At 72.5% G+C, this 22823-nt stretch carries 22 protein-coding genes and 1 riboswitch; of the genes, 13 read left to right on the top strand and 9 right to left on the bottom strand.

Translation table 11 applies throughout. The features are described 5' to 3' along the window. Positions 1-202 precede the first annotated feature (202 nt). On the top strand, positions 203-1636 hold the full coding sequence (locus ACIO9J_RS22225; RefSeq protein WP_402002098.1) for a short-chain fatty acyl-CoA regulator family protein: 1434 nt from the start codon (positions 203-205) through the stop codon (positions 1634-1636). Between the two features lie 15 nt (positions 1637-1651). On the opposite strand, the gene ACIO9J_RS22220 is transcribed toward ACIO9J_RS22225, so the two are convergent. Beyond that, positions 1652-2041: a VOC family protein gene (locus ACIO9J_RS22220; protein ID WP_402002095.1), complete on the bottom strand. Its 390-nt coding sequence runs from the start codon at positions 2039-2041 to the stop codon at positions 1652-1654. Between the two features lie 146 nt (positions 2042-2187). On the opposite strand from ACIO9J_RS22220, the gene ACIO9J_RS22215 reads away from it, so the two are divergent. Genes ACIO9J_RS22215 through ACIO9J_RS22205 form a run of 3 tightly spaced genes read left to right on the top strand, consistent with a single transcriptional unit; the run spans position 2188 to position 3705 of the window. Then, a complete protein-coding gene (locus ACIO9J_RS22215; RefSeq protein ID WP_402002092.1) occupies positions 2188-3156 on the top strand; it encodes a LysR family transcriptional regulator in 969 nt (322 codons plus the stop codon). 41 nt (positions 3157-3197) lie between these two features. Then, positions 3198-3500 carry a hypothetical protein gene (locus ACIO9J_RS22210; protein WP_402002089.1) on the top strand — a complete coding sequence of 101 codons (303 nt, stop codon included), beginning with the start codon at positions 3198-3200 and terminating at the stop codon, positions 3498-3500. Between the two features lies 1 nt (position 3501). Beyond that, a complete protein-coding gene (locus tag ACIO9J_RS22205) occupies positions 3502-3705 on the top strand; it encodes a dihydrofolate reductase family protein (RefSeq protein WP_402003548.1) in 204 nt (67 codons plus the stop codon). Here the strand turns inward: ACIO9J_RS22205 and ACIO9J_RS22200 are convergent. Beyond that, the gene (locus ACIO9J_RS22200) at positions 3702-4223 is read right to left on the bottom strand and encodes a methyltransferase family protein (protein WP_402002086.1); all 522 of its coding nucleotides are present in this window, start codon (positions 4221-4223) and stop codon (positions 3702-3704) included. The genes ACIO9J_RS22205 and ACIO9J_RS22200 overlap by 4 nt on opposite strands. Positions 4224-4241: 18 nt before the next feature. Next, positions 4242-5669: a short-chain fatty acyl-CoA regulator family protein gene (locus ACIO9J_RS22195; protein WP_402002083.1), complete on the bottom strand. Its 1428-nt coding sequence runs from the start codon at positions 5667-5669 to the stop codon at positions 4242-4244. 382 nt (positions 5670-6051) lie between these two features. Here ACIO9J_RS22195 and aceA point away from each other — a divergent pair, with 382 nt between their 5' ends. From aceA to ACIO9J_RS22150, 9 genes are all read left to right on the top strand, one after another. Beyond that, positions 6052-7359 (top strand): isocitrate lyase, encoded by a 1308-nt coding sequence (aceA, locus tag ACIO9J_RS22190; RefSeq protein WP_402002080.1) that lies wholly within the window; start codon positions 6052-6054, stop codon positions 7357-7359. A 130-nt stretch (positions 7360-7489) separates the two neighbouring features. Next, positions 7490-9088: a malate synthase A gene (aceB, locus tag ACIO9J_RS22185; protein WP_402002077.1), complete on the top strand. Its 1599-nt coding sequence runs from the start codon at positions 7490-7492 to the stop codon at positions 9086-9088. Next, on the top strand, positions 9085-9963 hold the full coding sequence (locus ACIO9J_RS22180; RefSeq protein WP_402002076.1) for a 3-hydroxybutyryl-CoA dehydrogenase: 879 nt from the start codon (positions 9085-9087) through the stop codon (positions 9961-9963). The genes aceB and ACIO9J_RS22180 overlap by 4 nt, the downstream gene beginning before the upstream one ends. Before the next feature lie 87 nt (positions 9964-10050). Further along, positions 10051-10235, top strand: a riboswitch (cobalamin riboswitch). Positions 10236-10264: 29 nt separating this feature from the next. After that, a complete protein-coding gene (locus ACIO9J_RS22175; RefSeq protein WP_402002073.1) occupies positions 10265-10975 on the top strand; it encodes an energy-coupling factor ABC transporter permease in 711 nt (236 codons plus the stop codon). Continuing rightward, the gene (locus tag ACIO9J_RS22170; protein ID WP_402002070.1) at positions 10975-11328 is read left to right on the top strand and encodes an energy-coupling factor ABC transporter substrate-binding protein; all 354 of its coding nucleotides are present in this window, start codon (positions 10975-10977) and stop codon (positions 11326-11328) included. Before ACIO9J_RS22175 ends, ACIO9J_RS22170 begins: the two co-directional genes overlap by 1 nt. Positions 11329-11334: 6 nt before the next feature. After that, a complete protein-coding gene (gene cbiQ, locus ACIO9J_RS22165) occupies positions 11335-12084 on the top strand; it encodes a cobalt ECF transporter T component CbiQ (protein WP_402002067.1) in 750 nt (249 codons plus the stop codon). Further along, positions 12081-12962, top strand: coding sequence for an energy-coupling factor ABC transporter ATP-binding protein (locus tag ACIO9J_RS22160; protein ID WP_402002064.1), 882 nt, complete (start codon positions 12081-12083; stop codon positions 12960-12962). The genes cbiQ and ACIO9J_RS22160 overlap by 4 nt, the downstream gene beginning before the upstream one ends. 826 nt (positions 12963-13788) lie before the next feature. Further along, complete coding sequence (locus ACIO9J_RS22155) at positions 13789-15144, top strand: hypothetical protein (protein ID WP_402002061.1); 1356 nt, start codon at positions 13789-13791, stop codon at positions 15142-15144. Further along, the gene (locus ACIO9J_RS22150; RefSeq protein ID WP_402003545.1) at positions 15141-15704 is read left to right on the top strand and encodes an HAD family hydrolase; all 564 of its coding nucleotides are present in this window, start codon (positions 15141-15143) and stop codon (positions 15702-15704) included. Before ACIO9J_RS22155 ends, ACIO9J_RS22150 begins: the two co-directional genes overlap by 4 nt. Here the strand turns inward: ACIO9J_RS22150 and mdlC are convergent. The 6 genes from mdlC to ACIO9J_RS22120 form a co-directional block, all read right to left on the bottom strand. After that, the gene (gene mdlC / locus ACIO9J_RS22145; protein WP_402002058.1) at positions 15679-17322 is read right to left on the bottom strand and encodes a benzoylformate decarboxylase; all 1644 of its coding nucleotides are present in this window, start codon (positions 17320-17322) and stop codon (positions 15679-15681) included. The two genes, ACIO9J_RS22150 and mdlC, sit on opposite strands and share 26 nt — an antisense overlap. Before the next feature lie 2 nt (positions 17323-17324). Beyond that, positions 17325-18407, bottom strand: a complete 1083-nt coding sequence (locus ACIO9J_RS22140; RefSeq protein ID WP_402002055.1) for a Glu/Leu/Phe/Val dehydrogenase — start codon at positions 18405-18407, stop codon at positions 17325-17327. Between the two features lie 317 nt (positions 18408-18724). After that, positions 18725-19555 carry an enoyl-CoA hydratase gene (locus tag ACIO9J_RS22135; RefSeq protein WP_402002052.1) on the bottom strand — a complete coding sequence of 277 codons (831 nt, stop codon included), beginning with the start codon at positions 19553-19555 and terminating at the stop codon, positions 18725-18727. Continuing rightward, positions 19552-20469, bottom strand: coding sequence for a 3-hydroxyisobutyrate dehydrogenase (gene mmsB / locus ACIO9J_RS22130; protein WP_402003542.1), 918 nt, complete (start codon positions 20467-20469; stop codon positions 19552-19554). The genes ACIO9J_RS22135 and mmsB overlap by 4 nt, the downstream gene beginning before the upstream one ends. After that, a complete protein-coding gene (locus ACIO9J_RS22125) occupies positions 20466-21677 on the bottom strand; it encodes an enoyl-CoA hydratase/isomerase family protein (protein ID WP_402002050.1) in 1212 nt (403 codons plus the stop codon). Before ACIO9J_RS22125 ends, mmsB begins: the two co-directional genes overlap by 4 nt. Then, positions 21674-22822: an acyl-CoA dehydrogenase family protein gene (locus tag ACIO9J_RS22120; RefSeq protein ID WP_402002047.1), complete on the bottom strand. Its 1149-nt coding sequence runs from the start codon at positions 22820-22822 to the stop codon at positions 21674-21676. The genes ACIO9J_RS22125 and ACIO9J_RS22120 overlap by 4 nt, the downstream gene beginning before the upstream one ends. Position 22823: the final 1 nt, after the last annotated feature.

Below are 22823 nucleotides of genomic sequence, written 5' to 3'. Positions count from 1 at the left end.
CGGTGTGCGCGACGTGTTCGGCACGTATGTCGTCTCCGGTGCGTACGACGTGTTCACCGATGAGCCTTCCCGTCACACCCCGTCCGCGCGAGGGCTCCACCCTGCGGATTAACTCCCGTCCCGCCCGGCGAATCTGCGAATCCTGCGAAATCTGCGGATGCTACCTTCGCAACACATGGCACCGGGAGGAACGGAGTCGGGAATGGCACGGACGGCCGGGCGGAAGATCTACGCGCACGCCAAGCTCCGCAGGCTGCGCCGTGAACGCGGCATGAACCAGGTGGAGCTGGCCCGCGCGCTCGGTCTCTCCACGAGCTATCTCAACCAGATCGAGCACAGCCAGCGCCCGCTGACCGCTCCCGTGCTGCTGCGCATCGCCGAAGTCCTCGGCGTGGAAGCGGAGTTCTTCTCGGAGGCGGCCGAGGAACGGGTGGCGACCGACCTGCGGGCGGCGCTCGGTGACGAGGCGTGCGGGGCCGACGTGCCCGCCGACGAGATCGCCGATGTGGCCCGCGACCACCCCGAGGTGGCGCGCGCGCTGGTCGCCCTGCACCACCGCTACCGGGACGCCGCCGAGCGGGCCGCCGCGCTCGCCCCCGCGGGCGACACCTCCGTACTGCCGCCCGCCGAACCCCACGACGACGTACGCGACTTCTTCTACGCCCACCACAACCACTTCCCGTCCCTGGACGCCGCGGCCGAACGCACCGCGGCCGACCTCGCGACGGGAACGGCGGGCGCGGCGGGCCGGGCGACGGCGCTGGCCGGGCGGCTCGCGGAGCGGCACCGGGTGCGGGTCGTGGAGGCCGCCGCGGAACGCGTCACGGACGCCCGCAGGTTCGACGAGTCCTCGGGGCTGCTCTTCCTCTCACCCTGGCTGAGCGAGGGGCAGCGCGCCTTCCAGCTCGCCACCCAGCTGGCCCTCCTCGAACAGGGGCCGCTGCTCGACACCCTGGTGGACAGCGCCGAACTGACCTCGCGGCCGTCGGCGGATCTCGCCCGCATCGGGCTCGCCAACTACTTCGCGGGCGCGCTGCTCATGCCGTACACCGCGTTCCACACGGCGGCCGAGGAACTGCGCTACGACATCGAGCTGCTCGGTGCCCGCTTCGGCATCGGCTTCGAGACCGTCTGCCACCGGCTCAGCACGCTCCAGCGCACCGGGCGCCGCGGCATCCCCTTCTCGTTCCTGCGGGCCGACCGGGCGGGCAACATCTCCAAGCGGCAGTCGGCCACCGACTTCCACTTCTCCCGGCTCGGCGGCACCTGCCCGCTGTGGACGGTGTACGAGGCGTTCTCCGCGCCGGGACGCATCCTGACGCAGGTCGCCGAAATGCCGGACGGCAAGCGGTACTTCTGGGTGGCGCGGACGGTCACGCGGGGCGGGTACGGGCATCACGCGCCCCGTGCGGAGTTCGCCGTGGCGCTCGGCTGCGAGCTGCGCCACGCCCACCGGCTCGTCTACGCGGGCGGCATCGCCCTGGACGATCCGCGCGCGGCGACGCCGATCGGGCTCGGCTGCCGGATCTGCGAGCGGCGCGACTGCGCGCAGCGGGCCAGGCCGCCGGCCGGCGGGCAGCTCGCGGTCGATCCCGACCGCAGGACGCTGGTGCCGTATCCGGTGGTCGAACGCTGAGCCGCGCCGGGACGCTCAGCCCTGCGCCGGGTACCAGCGCAGCTCCACGGTGTTGCCGTCCGGGTCCTGTACGTAGAGGGAGAGCGCGGTGCCCCTGGCGCCGAAGCGCTTGCCGGGGCCGTCCAGGACGGTGAAGACGCCGGAGTCGATGACCTCCTGCCAGTCGAGCGGCTCGACGACCAGGCAGATGTGGTCGACGTTGGTGCCCTGCTTCTCCCCGTCGGGGCCCACGACGAGGTCGATGATGGTCGTCGGGCTGATGCGCACGGACGGGAAGGGGACCTTGCCGTCCCGCCACTCGTCGACCCGCACCGGCTCCAGGCCGAGCGGGCCCGTGTAGAAGTCGAGCGAACGCTCGATGTCGGCGACGTTCAGGACGAGGTGGTCGAAGGCGATCACGCGCATGGGGTGTCTCCGCGAGGTAGGTCGTACGGGCGGTGGTGCCGCCGGGTTCGGCAGCGGCTCGTTGTCGAGTTCAGCATCGCCGAGCACGCATCCATCGGTCCAACACATGTTTGTCATCGGGATCCATCGTGATTCACGATGGATCCATGGATCTCCAGCAGATGCGCTACGTCGTCGCGGTGGCAGAGACCGGCGGCTTCACCCGGGCCGCCGAGCGGTGCCATGTCGTGCAGTCCGCGCTCAGCCATCAGGTGGCCCGCCTCGAAAAGGAGCTGGGCGCCCGGCTGTTCGAGCGGACCAGCCGCCGGGTGCGGCTCACCGCCGCGGGAGAGGCCTTCCTGCCCGCCGCCCGCCAGGCCCTCGACGCGGCCGAGCGGGCCCGCGCCGAGGTCGCCGCGGCCTCCGGCCAGATACGCGGCAGGCTGACCGTCGGGGCGATCCCCACCGTGACGGCCGTCGATCTCCCCGCGGTCCTCGGGGACTTCCGCCTGCGCTACCCCCAGGTGCGGATCAGCCTGCGGGCGGGCGCCAGCGAACGGCTCGTCGAGCAAGTGCGTGACGGCACCCTGGACGCGGCGTTCCTCGGCGTGCCGCCCGGGTTCCGTCCGCAGGGCGTACGGAACAGGGAACTCGCCCACGGGCAGCACGTCGCCGTGCTCGCGCCCGGCCATCCGCTGGCCGCGCGGGACGAGGTGGACCTCGGCGCGCTCGCCGACGAGCTGTTCGTGGACTTCGCCGACGGCAGCGCGGCACGCGCCCAGTCGGACGCGGCGTTCGCGGCTGCGGGCCTGCGCCGCGAGGTGGCCTTCGAGGTGTCCGGCGTGGAACTGATGGCCCGGATGGTCCGCAACGGCCTCGGCATCGCCCTGCTGCCCGCGCTGTTCGCCGCCGAACTCCACGGCCTGCACGGCGTGCCCCTCACCAACGGTCCCGTCCGGGTGGAGCACCTCATCTGGAGCCGCTCCTCGCCGTCCCCGGCGGCCGCCGCGTTCCTCTCCGTCCTCGGCGTCGAAACGGGCGTCGAAACGGATATCGACACGGGCGTCGGCACCGACCTCGACACGGGCCTGGACGCGGCGATGAGTTCGAGGCGTCCGTCCGGTCTCCCTGTGTAGCGGGTGCTCTCGCACCGGCGCGACGAGCGAAGGAGCCCCACATGTTCGACGTGCTCGACCTCGAACCGCAGCAGGCCGTCGGCAAGGTCCTCTTCCACTTCAGCATGTCGCTCGACGGGTTCGTGGCGGGCCCGAACCACTCCATGGACTGGCCGGCCGGGGTCACCGGCCGCGACGGCCTGGTGCGGGAGTACGTCGAGACCACCGGTGCGGTCCTGGGCGGGCGGAACGGCTGGGACCGCGACCCGCCCGCCCGCCCCTACAGCGACGACTGGAAGGGCCAGATCTTCGTCCTCACCCACCGCCCCGAGGACGCCACGCCCCGCCGACGGCAAGAACCATGAGATCCTCTCTCCGACCGTCGGCCGCCAACTGCTCGAACACGGGCTGATCGACGAGATCGACCTCCACATCGCGCCGGTCCTGCTCGGTGACGGCATCCGGCTCTTCGACAACCCCGGCGGGCGTCCGGTCCGGCTGCGGCACGCCCAGGGCTCGGAGCCCTTCGCCGAGGTCGACGTGCGCTACCACCTCGCTGCTCGGGCCTAGGCCCCGTCCGCGGGCCGCGCCGCCGGATCGTACGCCCGCAGGACGGGGATCCACGCCCGCACGACACCCCGGTACAGCTCGTACTCGGGGCCGAACTGCCGCCGCAGCGTGGGCTCTTCATAGGCGCGTACGAAAGCGGCCATCACCGCCCACGCCAGCAGTCCGTAGCCGAGCAGCAGGGGCCGCGCGAGCACCAGGCCCTGGGCCAGGATGAGCGCGACGACCGCCACGTACATCGGATTGCGCACGTAGCGGTAGGCGCCGGTGATCACCAGGTGTTCGGTGGGCGCCACGGGTGCGGGCGTACCGAGGCCCTGCGCCACGAAACGGCCGAAGGAGTGCACGAGCAGCGCCGCCGAGCCGATCAGGACGGCCCAGCCGAGCGCGCCCACCGCCCAGCTCCAGGAGCCGCCGGCCGACCAGCCGTCCGAGAGCCACCACGGCACCACGCCGGTCACCACCCCCGGTGCCACCACGAAGAAGACCACGCTGCCGACGGCCGCCGCACCCTGACGCATGTCCTCAGCATGCGAGAGCTACGGCTCCGCCGGAAGGTCCGCGACGGGATAGGGCACGAAGGTGCTGCTGCGCTCGTCGACGGCGAGCGGCCTGCCGAGCGGCGGCACGGCGCGCTGCGGGCAGTCCAGGCGCTCGCAGACGCGGCAGCCCATGCCGATGGGGGTGGCGGCCGAGGTGTTGTCGAGGTCGAGTCCGTCGGAGTAGACGAGCCGTGCGGCGTGGCGCAGTTCGCAGCCGAGACCGATCGCGAAGGTCTTGCCGGGCTCGCCCCAGCCGCCCCGGTGCCGGGTGACAGCGCGCGCCGTCCACAGATAACGCCGCCCATCCGGCATCGAGGCGACCTGGACGTGGATGCGCCCAGGCGCGGCGAACGCCTCGTACACGTTCCACAGCGGGCAGGTGCCGCCGGCCCTGGAGAAGTGGAAGCCGGTGGCCGACTGGCGCTTGGACATGTTGCCCGCGCGGTCGACGCGGACGAAGGAGAAGGGCACGCCGCGCAGCCTGGGCCGCTGGAGGGTGCTCAGGCGGTGGCAGACGGTCTCGTAGCCGAGGCCGAAGCGGTCGGTGAGCCGCTCGATGTCGTAGCGGACCTCTTCGGCGGCGGCGTGGAACGCGGTGTACGGCAGGACGAGCGCGGCGGCGAAGTAGTTGGCGATGCCGATGCGGGCCAGGGCGTGGGTGCGGCCGCCCGCGGGGAAGTCCTCCTCGGCCAGCCGGTCGAGATCGTCGTCGTATTCGAGCAGGGCGAGCTGGGTGGCCATGCGGAAGGCCTGCTGGCCGGGGCGCAGCCGTCCCGAGAGGTGCAGCACCCGCGCCTCGGTGTCGTAGTGGTGCAGTTGCTGGGGCCGGTCGGTCTCGGTGACCAGACGCACCCCGTGGTGCTCGGTGAGGCGCGCGGACAGGGCGCGCAGGACCTCGCCGGGGCGGATGCCGATGCGGCGGGCCAGGTCCTCGGCGGCGAGGTCGGTCTCGTGCAGATAGTTCTGCCGCCGGTAGAAGAACTCGCGGATCTCCTCGTGCGCCGAACGCGGTGAGCGCGGCGCGGTGACGTCGCCGCCCCGCCCGTCGGCGACCTCCGCGAGGCGTTCGGTCAGCGACTGGGCCCGCCGTCCGAGGTCGAGCAGGACCTCGGCGACGGCCGGCATCCTGGCGGCGAGTTCGCCCAGGTCGGCGGGGGAGACACGGGCGGCGGAGACCTCGCCTGCGAGCGTCTCGCGCAGATCGGCGACCAGCCTGCTGGTGTCCCGCTCGGAGAAGAAGGCCGCGTCCACGCCGAACGTCTCGGTGATGCGCAGCAGCACGGGGACGGTGAGCGGCCTGGAGTCGTGCTCCATCTGGTTGAGGTAGCTGGGCGAGATGGCGAGGGTCCTGGCCAACTCGGCCTGGCTCATGCGCCGTTCCTCGCGCAGCCGCCGCAGTCGCGCGCCCGCGTACGTCTTGCTCATCGCTCCCCCGCGTACGTCTCGCCCAGGTCTCCCGCATCGGGCCAACCCTAGGGGAATCCGGGCGGCTGTGGGCCTTCGCAACCTTGGCAAACCGGTCCGGGAAGATTCGCAGAAGTTGGCACAGGTCCACCCTTGAGGGCACTGGGTGCCACTGCCAGAGTCGTACCGCGGCCCGCCGGACCCCGGCGGCCGGAACGGAGACCGGGGCTCGATTCACGCCCTGACGTCGGTGATCCCGGCGCCTCCGTCCGGCATCCACGCACCATTGCTCACGGCTGCACGACCGGGCCGGGCGGGCCGCACCCTTCACTTCACTCCGGCACTCAGTGCCAGTAGGCATCAGCAGTTGGCAGACTTCACCACACGGACCCGGGAGACAGTCATGGCACAGACGGACACCACCACGGCGACCACGGCGAGCACCACGCCCGCCGCCGATGTGCTGGCCAGGCGGTGGGCGACCGACCCGCGCTGGAAGGGCATCGAGCGCACCTACAGCGCCGACGAGGTCGTCCGGCTCTCCGGCAGCGTGCGCGAGGAGCACACCCTCGCCCGGCGCGGCGCCGAGCGGCTGTGGCGGCAGCTGCACGAGCTCGACTACGTCCACGCGCTCGGCGCGCTGACCGGCGGGCAGGCCGTGCAGCAGGTCAAGGCCGGGCTCCAGGCGATCTACCTGTCCGGCTGGCAGGTGGCCGCCGACGCCAACCAGGCCGGGCACACCTACCCCGACCAGTCGCTGTACCCCGCCAACTCCGTTCCGCAGGTGGTGCGTCGGATCAACAACGCGCTCCTTCGCGCCGACCAGATCGCCACCAGCGAGGGCGACGCGAGCACGGACTGGCTCGCGCCGGTCGTCGCCGACGCGGAGGCCGGGTTCGGCGGTCCGCTCAACGCGTTCGAGCTGACCAAGGCGATGATCGCGGCGGGTGCCGCGGGCATCCACTACGAGGACCAGCTCGCCTCCGAGAAGAAGTGCGGCCACCTCGGCGGCAAGGTCCTGGTGCCCACCGCCCAGCACATCCGCACCCTCAACGCCGCGCGTCTGGCGGCCGACATCGCCGATGTGCCCACGCTGATCGTGGCCCGCACGGACGCGCTCGCCGCCAACCTGCTCACCAGCGACGTCGACGAGCGCGACGCGCGGTTCGTCACGGGTGAGCGCACCGCGGAGGGCTTCTACCGGGTCGAGAACGGCATGGCGCCGGTCATCGCGCGCGGCCTCGCGTACGCCCCGTACGCCGATCTGATCTGGGTCGAGACCGGCACGCCCGACCTCGCCCAGGCCCGCGAGTTCGCCGAGGCGATGCACGCGGAGCACCCGGACCAGATGCTCGCCTACAACTGCTCGCCGTCCTTCAACTGGAAGGCGGCCCTGGACGACGACCAGATCGCCAAGTTCCAGCGGGAGCTGGCCGCGATGGGCTACCGCTTCCAGTTCATCACCCTGGCGGGCTTCCACTCCCTCAACCACGGCATGTTCGACCTGGCGCGCGGTTACGCGGAGCACGGCATGACCGCCTATGTCGACCTCCAGGAGCGGGAGTTCGCCGCGCAGGAGCACGGCTTCACTGCCGTTCGGCATCAGCGGGAGGTCGGGACCGGGTACTTCGACCTCGTGTCGACCGCGGTGAATCCGGCGTCCTCCACGACTGCCCTCGCCGGTTCCACGGAGTCGGAGCAGTTCCACTAGGCGCTCCGCTGGATCGGCGCGTTCACACCTGCGGGCGGTGGGGGCTGAGCGCGCAATTCTCCGCGCCCCTTACGGGGCGCCCCCGCCGCGCCCGCTCCCCGACCGGACCGCTCCCACCGAGGAGATCCCCATGCCTACCTCCACTTTGACCGGCACCGTCCGGGTTCTCGGCGAACCCGGTGACCGGTACGACGAGATCCTGACCCCGGAGGCCCTCGACTTCATCGGGCGGCTCGACGCCGCGTTCTCCGCCCGGCGGTTCGAGCTGCTCGCCGAGCGGCGCCGCTGCGCCGAGCGGATCGCGTCCGGTGTGCCCCTCGACTTCCCCCGGGCGACCGCCGCGGTCCGCGCCGATCCCGACTGGCGCGTGGCGGCGCCGGGGCCGGGGCTCACCGACCGCCGGGTGGAGATCACCGGGCCTCCGGAGCGCCGGATGGCCGTCAACGCGCTCAACTCCGGTGCCCGCGTGTGGATGGCCGACTTCGAGGACGCCACGTCGCCCACCTGGGAGAACGTGATCGGCGGGCAGCTGACCCTGCTGGACGCCGTCGAGCGGCGCATCGACTTCACGACGCCCGAGGGCAAGGAGTACCGGCTGCGCGAGGACGACGAGCTCGCCACCGTCGTCGTACGGCCGCGCGGCTGGCACCTCGTCGAGAAGCACCTGGTCGTCGACGAGCGGCCGGTCCCCGCCGCCCTGGTCGACTTCGGCCTGTACTTCTTCCACTGCGCGCGGCGGCAGATCGAGGCCGGGCGCGGCCCGTACTTCTATCTGCCCAAGCTGGAGAACCGCTACGAGGCCAGGCTCTGGAACGACGTCTTCGTGCTCGCCCAGGACCTGCTGGGCATTCCGCGCGGCACGGTCCGTGCCACCGTCCTGATCGAGACGCTCACTGCGGCCTTCGAGATGGAGGAGATCCTCTACGAACTGCGCGCGCACTCGGCCGGGTTGAACGCGGGCCGCTGGGACTATCTGTTCAGCCTGATCAAGAACCTCGGCCACCGGCCCGACTTCGTGCTCCCCGACCGCGCCAAGGTCACCATGACCGCCCCCTTCATGCGGGCCTACACCGAACTCCTGGTGCGCACCTGCCACCGGCGCGGCGCCCACGCGATCGGCGGCATGGCGGCCCAGGTGCCGGGCAGGGACGCGGCGGCCGACGAGGCCGCGCGCAGCAAGGTCGGGCTCGACAAGGAGCGCGAGGCCGAGGACGGCTTCGACGGCTCGTGGGTCGCCCATCCCGGCCTGGTCCCCGTCTGCCGTGCGGTCTTCGACGAGGTGCTCGGCGACCGTCCCCATCAGCTCGAACGCACCCGCGACGACGTCGAGGTCACGGCCGCGGAGCTCCTCTCCGTACGCCGTACGAGCGGGCGGCCCACCCAGGAGGGCGTGCGCGCCAACGTCGCCGTCGCGCTGCGCTACTTCGACGCGTGGCTGCGCGGGCAGGGCGCCGTGGCGCTGGGCGGCCTGATGGAGGACGCGGCGACCGCCGAGATCGCCCGCGTGCAGATCTGGCAGTGGCTGCGGCACGGTCTGGTCAGCGGGGAGACGGTGCGCGAGATCGTCGCGGACGAGGCCGCGGCTCTCGGCAAGGAGTACCCCTGGGCGCGGGTCGACGAGGTCGTCGCCCTCTTCGAACGCACGGCGCTGGAGCGGGAGTTGCCCGCCTTCTTCACCACCGACGCGTACGCCCGGCACCTGACCTTCAAGGCGGAGGCCCTCGCATGAGCGCCACACGTCCCCGCATCACCCGCGTCGGCGTCGTGGGCGGCGGTCAGATGGGGGCCGGCATCGCGGAGGTCTGCGCGCGGGCCGGGCTCGACACCGTCGTCTGCGAGGCGGACGCCGTCGCGGCGGGCGCGGCCCGTGAGCGGGTCGCCGTCTCGCTCGAACGTGCCGTACAGCGCGGCAAGTTGGACCGCCTCTCGGCCGAGGACGCCCTGGCCCGGATCGTCTTCACGGGCGGTCTCGACGAGCTGGCGGACCGTCAACTCGTGGTCGAGGCGGTCGTGGAGAGCACCTCGGTCAAGACGGAGGTGTTCGCCGCGCTCGACAAGATCGTCGAGGATCCGGACGCCATCCTGGCCACCAACACCTCGTCGGTGCCCGTGATGCGCCTGGGCATGGCCACCCACCGCGCGGACCGCGTCCTGGGTCTGCACTTCTTCAACCCGGTGCCCGTGCTGCCGCTCGTCGAGGTGATCGCCTCCCTGCACACCTCGTCCCGGGTGGTGGCCGCGGCGGAGGAGTTCGTCACCGATGTCCTCGGCAAGACCGTGGTGCGCTCCCAGGACCGCGCGGGCTTCGTCGTCAACGCGCTCCTCGTCCCGTACCTGCTGTCCGCGATCCGTCTCGCGGAGTCGGGATTCGCCACCGCCACGGACGTGGACGCCGGGATGGAGCTGGGCTGCGCCCACCCGATGGGCCCGCTCAGGCTCGCCGATCTGATCGGGCTCGACACCGTCGCGTCCATCGCCGAATCGCTCTACGACGAGTTCAAGGAACCGCTCTACGCACCGCCTCCGCTGCTCCAGCGGATGGTCGAGGCGGGGCTGCTCGGCCGGAAGTCGGGCCGCGGGTTCCACGTGTACGAGCAGGGGTGAGCGCGGGGCGTACGCCATGGGAGTGTGCGCTTGCGTGCGCCCCCACGGCTCCCCCGTGCGCAGGTTGTCAGTTTGATCAGTTGCGGACTACTGTCACGACGCCTTGGTGAACGGGAAATCCGGTGTGATGCCGGTGCGGCCCTCGCCACTGTGATCGGGAAGTCCGGCTCCAGCCCTCGCGGCAGCCACTGGGCGCGCACGCGCCCGGGAAGGCGGAGTCAGGTCGGTACGACCCGTCAGCCAGGAGACCGGCCAGGGCGCGTTGTCCATCCACGAGGTGCTGGAGAGGGTCTGCCGAGCCATGCACATAGCCGAGGGTTTCCTCCCACCGGCGCACGCGATCGCCTGGGGCGTAGCGTCCGCGCCGTTCGTCGTCCACGGAGTCCGCTCCCTGACCCGTGAAGTCAAGGAGCACCCGGAGAGCACCCTGCTCCTCGGCGCCTCCGGAGCCTTCACCTTTGTCCTATCCGCCCTGAAGATCCCCTCGGTGACGGGCAGTTGCTCGCACCCCACGGGGACGGGGCTCGGCGCCATCCTGTTCCGGCCGCCGATCATGACGGTGCTCGGCACCATCACGCTCCTGTTCCAGGCCCTGCTGCTCGCCCACGGCGGCCTCACCACGCTCGGTGCCAACGTCTTCTCGATGGCAATCGTCGGGCCCTGGGCCGGATATGCCGTCTACCGGCTCCTCAAGCGGTACGACGTGCCGCTGATGGTCGCCGTGTTCTTCGGCGCCTTCGTCGCCGACCTCTCCACGTACTGCGTCACCAGCGTCCAGCTGGCCCTGGCCTTCCCCGACCCCAGCAGCGGGTTCATCGGCGCGCTCGGCAAGTTCGGCGGCATCTTCGCGGTCACCCAGATCCCGCTGGCCGTCAGCGAGGGCCTGCTCACCGTCGTGGTGATGCGCCTGCTCGTGCAGTCCAGCAAGGGCGAGCTGACCCGGCTCGGTGTCCTGCTGTCCCCCAAGAAGCCGGCCGCGGCCGCCAAGGCCGAGACGGAGGCCAACGCCTGATGAGCCGGAACGCGAAGATCAACACACTGCTGCTCGTCATCGTGGCCGCGCTCGCGGTGCTGCCCCTGGTGCTCGGGCTCGGCGACGACAAGGAAGAGCCGTTCGCGGGGGCCGACGCCCAGGCCGAGACCGCGATCACGGAGATCAAGCCGGACTACAAGCCCTGGTTCTCGCCCCTGTACGAGCCGCCTTCGGGCGAGGTCGAGTCGGCGCTCTTCGCCTTGCAGGCGGCCCTCGGCGCGGGCGTGCTCGCGTACTACTTCGGGCTGCGCAAGGGGCGCCGTCAGGGTGCGGAGCGTACGAACACGCAAGGCGAGGCGCAGGGCGTGCGCCCCGGGACCGAAGAGGTCTGACCCCGCGTGCTGCCCATCGACGCGGCGGCGCACAGCAGTCGCTGGCGCCGCCGCCATCCCGTGGACAAGGCCGTGCTCGGGCTCGGCCTCACCGTGCTCGCCATCTCCCTTCCGCCCTGGCCCGGCGCCGCCCTGGTGCTCACCGCCGCGCTCGCGGTACTGCTCGGACCGGCCGGTGTGCCGCCGCGCAAACTGTGGCGCGCCTACCGGGTGCCGCTCGGCTTCTGCGTGACCGGGGCCCTGACCCTGCTGGTGCAGGTCGGCGGGCCCGACGGTTTCCTCACGCTCGCCGACGGCGGCCCGGCGCGCGCGGGCGGTCTGCTCCTGCGGACGTCGGCGGCCTCGCTCGGGGTACTCCTGTTCGCCTTCACGACGCCGATGTCGGACCTGCTGCCCCGGCTCGTCAAGGCCGGGGTGCCCGCGCCGGTCGTCGACGTGGCGCTCGTGACGTACCGGATGAGTTTCCTGCTCCTGGACTCGATGGGCCGGATCCGGCAGGCGCAGGCGGCCCGCCTCGGCCACACCACGCGGGCCGCCACCTGGCGCTCGCTCGGCGGTCTCGGCGCCACCGCGTTCGTGCGGGCCTTCGACCGTGCGGGGCGTCTCCAAGCCGGGCTCGCCGGGCGCGGCTACGACGGCACCCTGCGCGTCCTGGTGCCCGAGGCCCGGGTCTCGCACCGCTTCGTGACGGCGAGCGCGGCCCTGCTGGTGGCCCTGACGGCCCTCACCCTCGTACTGGAAAGGTTCCTGCCATGAGCGAGCCCGGCGCTCCCCGCGACCCGGGCGGCGCGTCCCTGGTCGCGCTGCGCGGCGTCTCCTACGCCTACGAAGAGGGCCCGACCGTCCTCAGCGGTCTGGACTTCGACGTCGTCGAGGGCCGCGCGCTCGCGCTGCTCGGCCGCAACGGCAGCGGCAAGACCACCCTGATGCGGCTGCTCAGCGGCGGACTGCGCCCGGCGTCGGGCGGCCTGACGCTCCAGGGCTCCCCCGTGTCGTACGACCGCAAGGGCCTGACCCGGCTGCGCACCACGGTCCAGCTGGTGGTGCAGGACCCGGACGACCAGCTCTTCGCCGCCTCGGTCGAACAGGACGTGTCCTTCGGCCCGTTGAACCTGGGGCTGCCCGATACGGAGGTCCGCGCGCGCGTCGCCGAGGCGCTCGCCGCGCTCGACATCACGGACCTCGCCGACCGCCCCACCCATCTGCTCTCCTACGGTCAGCGCAAGCGCACGGCCATCGCGGGCGCCGTCGCGATGCGCCCCCGCGTGCTGATCCTGGACGAGCCGACCGCGGGCCTGGATCCCGACGGTCAGGAACGCCTCCTCGACACGCTCGGGCGGCTGCGCGGCGCGGGCACGACGGTGGTCATGGCGACGCACGACGTGGACCTGGCGCTGCGCTGGGCCGACGACGCGGCGCTGCTGACCCCGTCGGGCGTGCGCACGGGACCCGTCGCCGAGCAGCTCGCCGACCGTGAACTCCTCGCCGGGGCGGGCCTCCAGCTGCCCTGGGGCATCGCCGTCCGCGAACTGCTGCACGGCCAGGGCCTGCTGCCCGCCACGGACGAAGGGCCGCGCACGCCCGAGGAGTTGGCGCACCTGGTCACCCAGTCCCCCGCGAGAAGGGCGCCTTGATCGTTCCCTCCCGCATGGCGGACGTCCCGGCCGGGTGAGCGTGCGTGGCGCCGGATCAAGGGTGTGGCGCGTCCATCGTGTTGGAGGTGCAGGGGCACGGATAGGGCCACCGGCTTTCGAGGGCGTCGGGGCATCCCGAGCCGGGGCCCGGGATGCACAGCCCGTCCACGCAGCAACTGCAGTCGGGGCAGGTGCGGACGGGGCGCGCCACCGACGGGGTCGGCGTCGCGGCGCCGTCGCGGGTGTCGCCGTGCGGCGCGTTCTGCTGGCGGCGGGTACGGGATGAGGACAACGTCGAGGCCTCCTTGCGGATCGGTGCTGCGGTCCCCCTGTGTGTCGACCACCTGCGCCGCGCGGTCAACGCCGCGCCCTCATCGGTCCTGTTGAGCATGTTGAAAGCGCGTCGGGGCATCCGGCGGACGCGGGCCCGTACCGCCCCCGCGTACCACCGCCCAACGGAGTGATTCGGCGCCCTTGCCGCTCGTGGCGACGGCACCGGGGGCAGGCATGTGCCACATGAACGATCCCTTCGCCCAGTCCCCGTTACCCTCCCCCGTAACCGCGCCGTCAGCCCTGACTCCCCCTGCCCCACAACCCGTTGCCACCGACGCCGCAGCACCCGCCGTAGCCACCGAACCGGTGGAGACCCGCACGACTCCGTAGTGGACGCCATCCGCCATCAGAGGGGGCGAGGAATCGGCTGTCGGAAGCACGCCGCGTTCCCTCTCACTACCGCGCGCCTCCCATGAACACGCCCCCGTGGGAAGGCTCTCAGTAGTCCGGTGCCACCAGGCAGTGGTGGCACCGGCGCGACCCCAGGAGCGTGATGACGGACCGGCACGACCCCAACGACCGGCTGCGTGCTCTGCTCGGTGAGGCGGAGTGGACCTCGGCGGCACTGGCCCGCGCGGTGAACATGGCAGGCGCCGAGATCGGACTGCGGCTCTCCTACGACCGGACCTCGGTCTCCCACTGGCTCTCCGGCACACAGCCCCGACGCCAAGTGCCCCAGCTCGTGGCCGAAGTGCTCTCCCGGCGTCTCGACCGGGCCGTGACGGCCGCGTCCGCGGGCTTCAGGACGCCGGACGGCGCCGCCCCCGCGAAGGACCAGGTCGCTCCGGCCGGCGCGAGCGCGATCCACCAGCTCACGGCCCTGGTCGGGTCCGACACCGACCCGCTGCGCCGCGCCGTCCTTCAACGGACTCCGTACGAGGCCGATCCCTCCCTGCCGTCGTGGCGGCCCACCCGGAGGGCTCCGGCCGCTCGCCGCGCGGGCCGCCCCTCGCCGCGCGCGGCGAGCGTGGGCAGGACCGAAGTGGCCACCCTGCACAGCGCAGTCCGGGCCTTCGCGTCCAGCCTCGACCGGCACGGCGGTGGCCATGCCCGTTCCGCCCTGTGCGCGTATCTTGCCGACGACGTGGTCCCCTGGCTCCGCCACGCGGGCAACAGCACGGTGGGCCAACAGTTGCGCAGGGAGTCCGCTCATCTGGCCTTCGTGCTGGCCCGGCAGTACGAGGACAGCGACATGCAGGGCGTGGCCCAGCGCTATTTCGCCAACACGCTGCTCCTCGCCAACGAGGCAGGGGACCCCGTCACCTGGGCCATGGCCCTGCGCGCGCTGAGCAGCCAGTCGCTCACCCTCAACCATCACGACGTCGCGCTGTCCCAGGGTGAGCGGGCCTTCGCGGCGCTGCCGCCCGAGGCGCCGCAGGCCGTGCGTTCCTTCGTCGCCGCCCAACTCGCGGTGGTGCGGGCGAGGACCGACGACCGCAGCGGCGCCCTGGCCGCACTGGACGACGCGGAGCAGGCCGCCGATCACACGGACGACGCCCCCTCTCCCTTCACGACGTACCCCCGGGCGGCCCTGGAGTTCCAACGGGCCCAGACGCTGAGGGGCCTCGGCGACCTGACGGGGGCGGCCAAGGCGGTGGAGGCCTCCCTGGCGCACCGCAGCCCCGACGACCGCAGGGGCCAAGCCCTGACCTGTGCCCTCCGCGTACAGCTGCTCCTGCATGCCGGGCACGTCGAGGAGGCCAGTGCGAACTGGAAGTCCTTCACGCGCATCGGTGCCGGGCTCCAGTCCGCCAGGGTCAATCGTGCGGGGCGCTCGCTGCGTCGGGCGTTCCTGCCCTACCGCTCACAGGCCACGGTGAAGGCCGTCCTGAGCGCCCCGGACGCCTGACAGGAACGGGGAGCTCACGTTCAACACATCCTTCGTACGCGCGGGCCGTGCGTGGTCTGCCGACCGTGGTCCTTCGCCGCGTCGGGAGCCGGGCCTGGCAGCGGTCGCGCGAGCGGCCCTTCCCCTTCTCGGCCGCGCTGACCGGCGAGTTGAGGCGGCGCGGATTCTCGCCGTGCCTCCTGTCGGGGAGCGCGGAAGAGGCCGTGGTGTGCGCGGCCGAGGAGCCGGCCATGGACCATGTGCGGGGGATGCGGCTGGCCTCCGCCGCAGGACGCCGCACCGGCCGCGTCCTGCGGGCCCCCGCGCGGCCGGGAGGGAAGCGCTCCACCCTGCTGGAGACCACCTCCCACCTGTCGGTGGACCGGGCCGGGTCGTTCGCCATCGGTGACTCCGCCTCGGACATCGAGGTGCTCGACATGGCGGGCACCTCGCTGGCCTTCGAGCCCGACCCGGCCCTGCTCGCCGCGGCCCGGTCACGGAACTGGCCGGTGGCTGACCGGAGTTCAGTCCTGCGACACGGCCGCGCCCGGCGCCCTAGGACGCCAGCGGGACATGGATGAGCCGCGGCTCCGGCGAGGCGACCGCGTCGCTCAGGAGCGCCGTCAGCTCGTCGGTGGTCCGTGCCCGACGGGCGGTGACGCCGTATCCGGTGGCCAGGCCCATGATGTCGATGCCCGGCAGGTCGACTCCGGGCAGCGGTCCCGCGCCCAGCGTGCGGCCCCAGCTCTTGAGGATCTCGTACCCGCCGTTGTCCAGTACGAGGACGGTCAGCGGCACCCGGTAGCGTGCGGCGGTCCACAGCGCCTGGAGCGTGTACTGGACGGATCCGTCGCCGACGACGGCGACCACCGGGCGCTGCGGCCTGGCCAGTTGGACACCGACGGCACCGGCGAGCCCGAAGCCGAGACCGCCGCCTCCCGTGAAGTAGAAGCTGCCGGGCCGCGATCCCGCCGCCGACTGCCAGTACGCGGGCAGTTGATGGGGCGTCTCGTTGACGATGATCGCCTCCTCGGCGAGCACCTTCGCGAGTACCGTGAAGATCTCGGTGTCCGTCAGGCCGCCGTCCGCGGCGGGGCTCGTGGCCGCGCGGCTCGCCTCCTCGGACCGCCCGCCGTCGGAGCCCGGCTCCTTCGCCCCGTCGGCGAGCGGTCGCGATGCGGTCACGGCGCGCGGCCGGGTTCCGGCGCCGGCCAGCAGGCGGTCGAGCGTCTGCGCGGCGGCGACCGGAGAGCCGAGCCAGGAGGTGCCGGTGACCGCGCGGGCCGCTTCCTCGGGGTCCGACGTGATGTGCGCGAGGCGCGTGCCCGGTGCCGTGCCGGGGCCGCCCGTCCACTGGTAGTAGGTGAAGACGGGGGCGCCGAGCGCGAGGACCAGATCGTGCCCGGCCAGCGCCTCCCGCACCCCTGCGGCGGACGAGGGCAGAGGACCGCGGGCCGCGATGTGCGTGCTGGGGAAACCCGCCCGGGACGTGAAGGCGGGCAGCCACACGGGGGCGTTCAGCCGCTCGGCGAGGGCCACCGTCGCGTCGTATCCCGCCTGCGTGTCCATTTCCGGGCCCGCGATGAGGGCGGGCGCCCCGGCTTCGGCGAGCTCGGCCGCCAGCGCGGCGAGCGCCGCCGGGTCCGGCACGGCGGCGCCGGTGCGCGGCTTGAGCGGGAACCCGTCGGCTGTCGCGTCGACGGGCCGCTCCCAGTCGTCCATCGGGACCGATACGCACACGGGTCCGGCCGGGGCCTGCCCAGCCCGCAGGATCGCCTGCCCGAACACCTCCGGGGTGTCTTCGGGCCTCGCGGGCTCCGCGGTGTGCTTGACGGCTCCCTGGGCCAGGGCCGCCGGGTGACGGTTGACGAGCAGGGCGGGGGTCGGCAGCGCGGCCCTGACCTGCTGTCCGGCCAGGGCCACCACGGGGCTCCGGGCGCCGGCGGCGTTGACCAGGGAGCCCATGGCGTTGCCGAGGCCCACGGCGGTGTGGAGGTTGACCAGGGCGGGGCGCCCGGTCGCCTGGGCGTACCCGTCGGCCATCGCCGTCGCGGTCGCCTCGTTGAGGGCGAGGACGTAGGTGAAGTCCTCGGGCAGCTCGGCGAGGAAGGGCAGTTCGGTGCTGCCCGGGTTGCCGAAGATGACGCGCATGTCGTGGTGTCGGAGGAGTTCCTGGGTGATCTGCCTGACGGTGGTCACGGTCACCTGCTTCGCTGATCGGCCGCGGGAGTGCGGGATGCGTCGTGCGGCGCGGACGCCATGCGCCGCTCCGCCAGCTCGTCCGCCACGGCGGAGGGAGTCGCGCCGGTCGTCTCGGCCTGCGTGAGGATCGACAGCGTGGTGTCGTAGATGCCCTCGGCCTGCTCACGCGCACGCGTGGCACCGAGTTCGGCGGAGATCCCGCGATGTTCCTGTGCCGCGTGGATGACGCCGCCCGCGTTCACGACGTAGTCGGGTGCGTACACGATGTCCCGCCGCCGCAGCCGCTCCTCGGCGCCCGCGTATCCGAGTTGGTTGTTCGCGGCGCCGCAGACGATGTCGGCACGGAGCCGCTCCACGGTCACCTGGTCGAGGACTCCGCCGAGTGCGCAGGGGGCGAAGACGTCCAGTTCGGCGTGGAGGAGTGCCTGGGGCGAGGTGGTGGAGACGTCGGGGTGTTCCGCGCGGGTTCGGGCGAGTGCGCCGGGCCGCGGATCGGCCGCGAGCACGATCGCTCCTTCCCGTACCAGCAGGTCCACGAGATGGCGTCCCACCTTCCCCACCCCGCTCACGCCCACGCGCCGCCCGCGCAGTTCGGGCGAGCCCCAGCGGACGGCGGCACAGGCACGCATGCCCTGCAGCACTCCGTAGGCGGTGAGTACGGAAGGGTCGCCGCCGCCACCGTTCTTGAGCGAGCATCCGACGACGTGGCGCGTCACCTCGCTGATGACGTCCATGTCCGCGGAGTTGGTGCCCACGTCACAGGAGGTCACGTACCTGCCGTGCAGGGAATCGACGAAGCGCCCGAAGGCCTTCAGGAGCCCACGCGTCCTGCGTACCGAAGGGTCGCCGACGACGACCGCTTTGCCGCCGCCGTAGGGAATTCCCGCGAGGGCGTTCTTGTACGTCATGCCGCGCGAGAGGTGCAAGGAGTCGAGGACGGCGTCGGCGACGGTTCCGTAGGACTGGAAACGGGTGCCGCCGAGAGCGGGTCCCAGCGCCGTGGAATGCAGGGACACGATGGCTTCCAGGCCCGTCGCCTCGTCCTGGCAGAGCAGGACCTTTTCGTGAGGAACGTCGGGCACTCCACCGGAACCCGTCCCGAACACCCCTGCTCCGAGATCGATCGTATTCAGTTCAGCGGCTTCCTCCGATACACGAAGGCAGGTCGGCTCCCTTGCGGCTACGCCATGGTCGGATCGGGGCATGCTGGGTCCTCTCCTCGAAGCTGCGGTGGCACGATGTCGGCCGGACGCCTGGGCACTTCACCTCTGGCGTCACGCTTCGAAAGTTCCCAGGAATACCGCCCCGAGCGCTCTGCTCCGCCGTGGGGCTGTTGAAGCTGTTGAAGGCGAGGCCACGCGCCCCGGCGGTGAACCGGGGCGCGCACCGTCGCGCGGCCTCAGGAATGCGTGAACCCCGGCGCCCGCTTCTCCACGAACGCCGCCATGCCCTCCTTCTGGTCCTGCGTCGCGAACACCGCGTGGAACAGGCGGCGTTCGAAGCGGACGCCCTCCGCGAGGGTCGTCTCGAAGGCGCGGGACACCGCTTCCTTCGCCATCATCGCGACGGGCAGGGACATGCCCGCGACCGTCTCGGCGACGGCGAGCGCCTCGGCGAGGAGGTCGTCGGCGGGTACCACGCGCGAGACCAGACCGGCCCGTTCCGCCTCCGCGGCGTCCATGGTGCGGCCGGTCAGACACATCTCCATGGCCTTGGCCTTGCCCACCGCGCGGGTCAGCCGCTGGGAGCCGCCGATGCCGGGGATGACCCCGAGTTTGATCTCGGGCTGACCGAACACTGCGGTGTCCGCGGCCAGCAGGATGTCGCACAGCATGGCCAGTTCGCAGCCGCCGCCGAGCGCGTACCCGGAGACGGCCGCGACCGTCGGCGTCCGCAGCTCGCCGAGCCGGTCCCAGGCCGCGAACCAGTCACTGAGATACATGTCCATGTAGCTCCGCGGCCGCATCTCCTTGATGTCGGCCCCGGCGGCGAACGCCTTCGGGGATCCGGTGAGGACGATGCAGCCGACGTCCGGATCCCGGTCGAGCTCCGCCGTGGCCGCGACGACCTCGTTCATCACCTGGAGGTTGAGCGCGTTGAGCGCCTGGGGGCGGTCGAGGGTGAGCAGCGCGGTACGGCCCTTGCGCTCCACGCGGATCGTTTCGTACGACCCGGTGCCCGGCCCCGTGTCCGCCCCCGTGTCCGCACCCTCGCTCGTGTCCGTGGTCATGCCTCGCCGCCGCCTTCCGCCGTCCGCTGCCTCATCGTCGTGACGATCCCCGAGAAGTCCTGGTCCGTGCCGTCCGCTTCCGCGTACGCCGCGTACAACTCGGCGGCCTTCAGGCCGAGTTCCGTGGGGACGCCCCCGGCCCTCGCGGCGCTCGCCGCGAGGCCGAGGTCCTTGGCCATGAGCGGGGCCGCGAAGCCGGGGCGGTAGTCGCGGTTGGCCGGGCTCGCGGGAACGGGACCCGGCACCGGACAGTTGACAGTGAGCGCCCAGCACTGCCCCGACGCGGTGGAAGCCACGTCGAACAGAGCCTGGTGGGACAGGCCCAGGCTCTCGCCGAGCACGAACGCCTCGCTCACCGCGATCATCGAGATGCCGAGGATCATGTTGTTGCAGATCTTCGCGGCCTGCCCCGCGCCGGGCCCGCCGCAGTGCACCGCCTTCTTGCCCATGACCGCGAGGAGCGCGTCCGCCTCGTCGAACTCGGTGCCGCCACCGCCTGCCATGAAGGTGAGCGTGCCGGCCTCGGCGCCGACCACTCCCCCGGACACCGGGGCGTCCAGGGCCCGCATCCCCGCGGCCACCGCGGCCTCGTGAGCGGCGCGGGCGTCGGCCACGTCGATGGTCGAGCAGTCGACGAACAAGGTGCCGGGGCGGGCCGCGGCCAGCAGGCCCTCGTCCCGGTAGAGGCCGAGGACGTGCCGCCCCGCGGGCAGCATGGTGATCACCACGTCCGCCGTCGCGACCGCCTGCGCCGCCGATCCGGCGGCCGTCACGCCGTTCCCCACCGCCTGGTCGAGCAGCTCGGGCATGAGGTCGTACCCGAGGACCTGATGCCCGGCCTTGACCAGGTTGGCGGCCATGGGTCCGCCCATGTGGCCGAGGCCGATGAAGCCGATCGTGCGCGTGCCGTTCACCACGCCACCTCCTGTGGGGTCGTCGCCAGGTGGAGCTCGCCTCCGGCGGGCGGCGCGCCGATGTGGCGTGCCACGTCCGCGCCGGTGACCTCGGCCAGGGTGGCCGGTTTCCAGCGGGGGCTGCGGTCCTTGTCGATCACCTGCGCGCGGATCCCCTCGACCAGGTCGTACGAGTCGAGCGCGGCGCAGGAGATCCGGTACTCCTGTTCCAGGACACGCTCCAGCGGGCCGAGCGCCGGGGCCGCGCGCAGTGCGGCGAGCGTGACCTTCAGAGCGGTGGGCGACTTGGCGCCGAGGGTGTCGGCCGCCGCGTCGGCCCCGGCCGCACCATGGCCGCGAAGCCGGTCGACGATCTCCTCCACCGTGTCGGCGCCGTAGCAGGCGTCGATCCAGGGTCGCTGGCCCGCGAGGTCACCGGGCGGCGGCTGCTCCACGTGGTCCTTGAGAACGTCCCAGACCGGCCGGGTGGCGAGATCGTCGAGCAGCCGGGGCAGGTCGTCGTGCGGTACGAAGTGGTCGGCGAGGCCGCACAACAGGGCGTCGGCCGCGCCGATTTGAGTGCCCGTCAGCGCTAGGTGCGTGCCCAGTTCGCCGGGGGCGAGCGCGAGCAGATAGGTGCCGCCCACGTCCGGTACGAAGCCGATGCCGGTCTCCGGCATGGCGATCCGGGAGCGTTCGGTGACGATGCGGACGTCGCCGTGCGCGGAGACGCCGACGCCGCCGCCCATGACGATGCCGTCCATCACGGCGACGTACGGCTTGGGGTAGTTGGCGATCCGGGCGTTGAGGCGGTACTCGTCCCGCCAGAAGTCGGCGGAGGCGGAAGCGGAGGGATTGTCCGCGGCCGCAGCCGAATCGCTCCCGGGGGCACGGCCCTCGCTCCCCACCCGTGCGTCCTCGTAGATGGCGCGGATGTCGCCGCCCGCGCACAGGCCCCGCTCCCCGGCGCCCGCGATGACCACGGTCCGCACCGCCGGATCGTGCTCCCAGGCGGTCAGCGCCTCGTCGATCCGCCGCACCATGGCATGCGTGAGGGCGTTGAGCGCCCGAGGGCGGTTGAGGGTCAGGTACGCCGCGTGCCCCTCGGTCCTGAGCAGCACCTGCTCGTCGGCGCCGGAGCCGGAGTCGGAGCGCGAGCCGGAGTCCGCGCCGGTGCCGGTACCGGCGCCGGTGCCGGTACCGGCGCCCGTGCCGGTCCCGCCCGTCATCGGAGCGCCTCCGTCAGCCCGCGGGCCACGATGACACGCATGATCTCGTTGGTTCCTTCCAGGATCTGGTGGACGCGCAGGTCGCGGACGATCTTCTCGATGCCGTACTCGTTCAAGTAGCCGTACCCTCCGTGCAGTTGGAGCGCCCGGTCGGCGACCGAGTAACCGGTGTCGGTGGCGAACCGCTTGGCCATCGCGCACAGTTGCGGCGCCCCGGGGTCGCGCCGGTCGAGCGCCTGCGCGGCCTGGTGGACCAGGGCGCGCGCCGCGGCGAGTTCCGTCGCCATGTCGGCGAGACGGAACTGCAGGGCCTGCGAGTCGAGCAGCCGGGCGCCGAACGCCTCCCGGTCGGCGAGGTAGGCCAGGCTCCGGTCGAGGGCGCTGCGGGCGCCACCGAGCGAGCAGGCGGCGATGCCGAGCCGGCCGCCGTTCAGGCCGTTCATGGCGATGCGGAAGCCGTCGCCGGGGCGGCCGAGCAGCCGGTCGGCGGGCAGCCTGACCCCGTCGAGCACCACCTGGCGGGTGGGCTGGGCGTTCCAGCCCATCTTCTTCTCGTTGGGCCCGAACGAGACCCCGGGGTCGTCCCGTTCGACGAGGAACGCGGAGACGCCCTGGGGCCCTTCGCCGTCGGTGCGCGCCATGACGACGTACACCTGCGCGGCGCCCGCGCCGGAGATGAACTGCTTGACGCCGGTGAGGACGTAGTGGTCGCCGTCGCGGACCGCGGCGGTGCGCAGCGCCCCGGCGTCCGATCCGGCTCCGGGCTCGGTCAGGCAGTAGCTGCCGAGGTCCTCCATGGCGCAGAGCCGGGGCAGCCACCGGGAGCGCTGCCGCCCGTCGCCGTAGGTGTCGATCATCCAGGCGACCATGTTGTGGATGGAGAGGTAGCCCGCGATGGAGGGACAGCCGGAGGCGAGGGCCTCGAAGACGAGGACCCCGTCGGCACGGGTCAGACCGCTGCCGCCCGCGTCCTCGCGTACGTAGATTCCGCCGAGCCCCAGCCCGGCGGCCTTGCGCAGCACGTCGAGCGGGAAGTGCTTGTCCTGGTCCCAGCGCACCGCGTGCGGGGCCAGGTGGTCCTCGGCGAAGTCGAGGGTGGTCTCGACGATCGCCTGCTGGTCCTCGGTGAGCGTGGTGGTCGTCATC

Origin of the sequence: Streptomyces sp. NPDC087300, assembly GCF_044744425.1 — a bacterium.
In the GTDB taxonomy this organism is placed as follows: domain Bacteria; phylum Actinomycetota; class Actinomycetes; order Streptomycetales; family Streptomycetaceae; genus Streptomyces.
This window is presented reverse-complemented; position numbering and strand designations above follow the sequence as displayed.

Excerpts from the sequence above, each read along its gene's own strand:
- ACIO9J_RS22225 (WP_402002098.1), top strand. The coding sequence starts at position 203 with ATGGCACGGACGGCCGGGCGGAAGATCTACGCGCACGCCAAGCTCCGC.
- ACIO9J_RS22220 (WP_402002095.1), bottom strand. The coding sequence starts at position 2,041 with ATGCGCGTGATCGCCTTCGACCACCTCGTCCTGAACGTCGCCGACATC.
- ACIO9J_RS22215 (WP_402002092.1), top strand. The coding sequence starts at position 2,188 with ATGGATCTCCAGCAGATGCGCTACGTCGTCGCGGTGGCAGAGACCGGC.
- ACIO9J_RS22210 (WP_402002089.1), top strand. The coding sequence starts at position 3,198 with ATGTTCGACGTGCTCGACCTCGAACCGCAGCAGGCCGTCGGCAAGGTC.
- ACIO9J_RS22200 (WP_402002086.1), bottom strand. The coding sequence starts at position 4,223 with ATGCGTCAGGGTGCGGCGGCCGTCGGCAGCGTGGTCTTCTTCGTGGTG.
- ACIO9J_RS22195 (WP_402002083.1), bottom strand. The coding sequence starts at position 5,669 with ATGAGCAAGACGTACGCGGGCGCGCGACTGCGGCGGCTGCGCGAGGAA.
- aceA (WP_402002080.1), top strand. The coding sequence starts at position 6,052 with ATGGCACAGACGGACACCACCACGGCGACCACGGCGAGCACCACGCCC.
- aceB (WP_402002077.1), top strand. The coding sequence starts at position 7,490 with ATGCCTACCTCCACTTTGACCGGCACCGTCCGGGTTCTCGGCGAACCC.
- ACIO9J_RS22180 (WP_402002076.1), top strand. The coding sequence starts at position 9,085 with ATGAGCGCCACACGTCCCCGCATCACCCGCGTCGGCGTCGTGGGCGGC.
- ACIO9J_RS22175 (WP_402002073.1), top strand. The coding sequence starts at position 10,265 with ATGCACATAGCCGAGGGTTTCCTCCCACCGGCGCACGCGATCGCCTGG.
- ACIO9J_RS22170 (WP_402002070.1), top strand. The coding sequence starts at position 10,975 with ATGAGCCGGAACGCGAAGATCAACACACTGCTGCTCGTCATCGTGGCC.
- ACIO9J_RS22160 (WP_402002064.1), top strand. The coding sequence starts at position 12,081 with ATGAGCGAGCCCGGCGCTCCCCGCGACCCGGGCGGCGCGTCCCTGGTC.
- ACIO9J_RS22155 (WP_402002061.1), top strand. The coding sequence starts at position 13,789 with ATGACGGACCGGCACGACCCCAACGACCGGCTGCGTGCTCTGCTCGGT.
- ACIO9J_RS22135 (WP_402002052.1), bottom strand. The coding sequence starts at position 19,555 with ATGACCACGGACACGAGCGAGGGTGCGGACACGGGGGCGGACACGGGG.
- ACIO9J_RS22125 (WP_402002050.1), bottom strand. The coding sequence starts at position 21,677 with ATGACGGGCGGGACCGGCACGGGCGCCGGTACCGGCACCGGCGCCGGT.
- ACIO9J_RS22120 (WP_402002047.1), bottom strand. The coding sequence starts at position 22,822 with ATGACGACCACCACGCTCACCGAGGACCAGCAGGCGATCGTCGAGACC.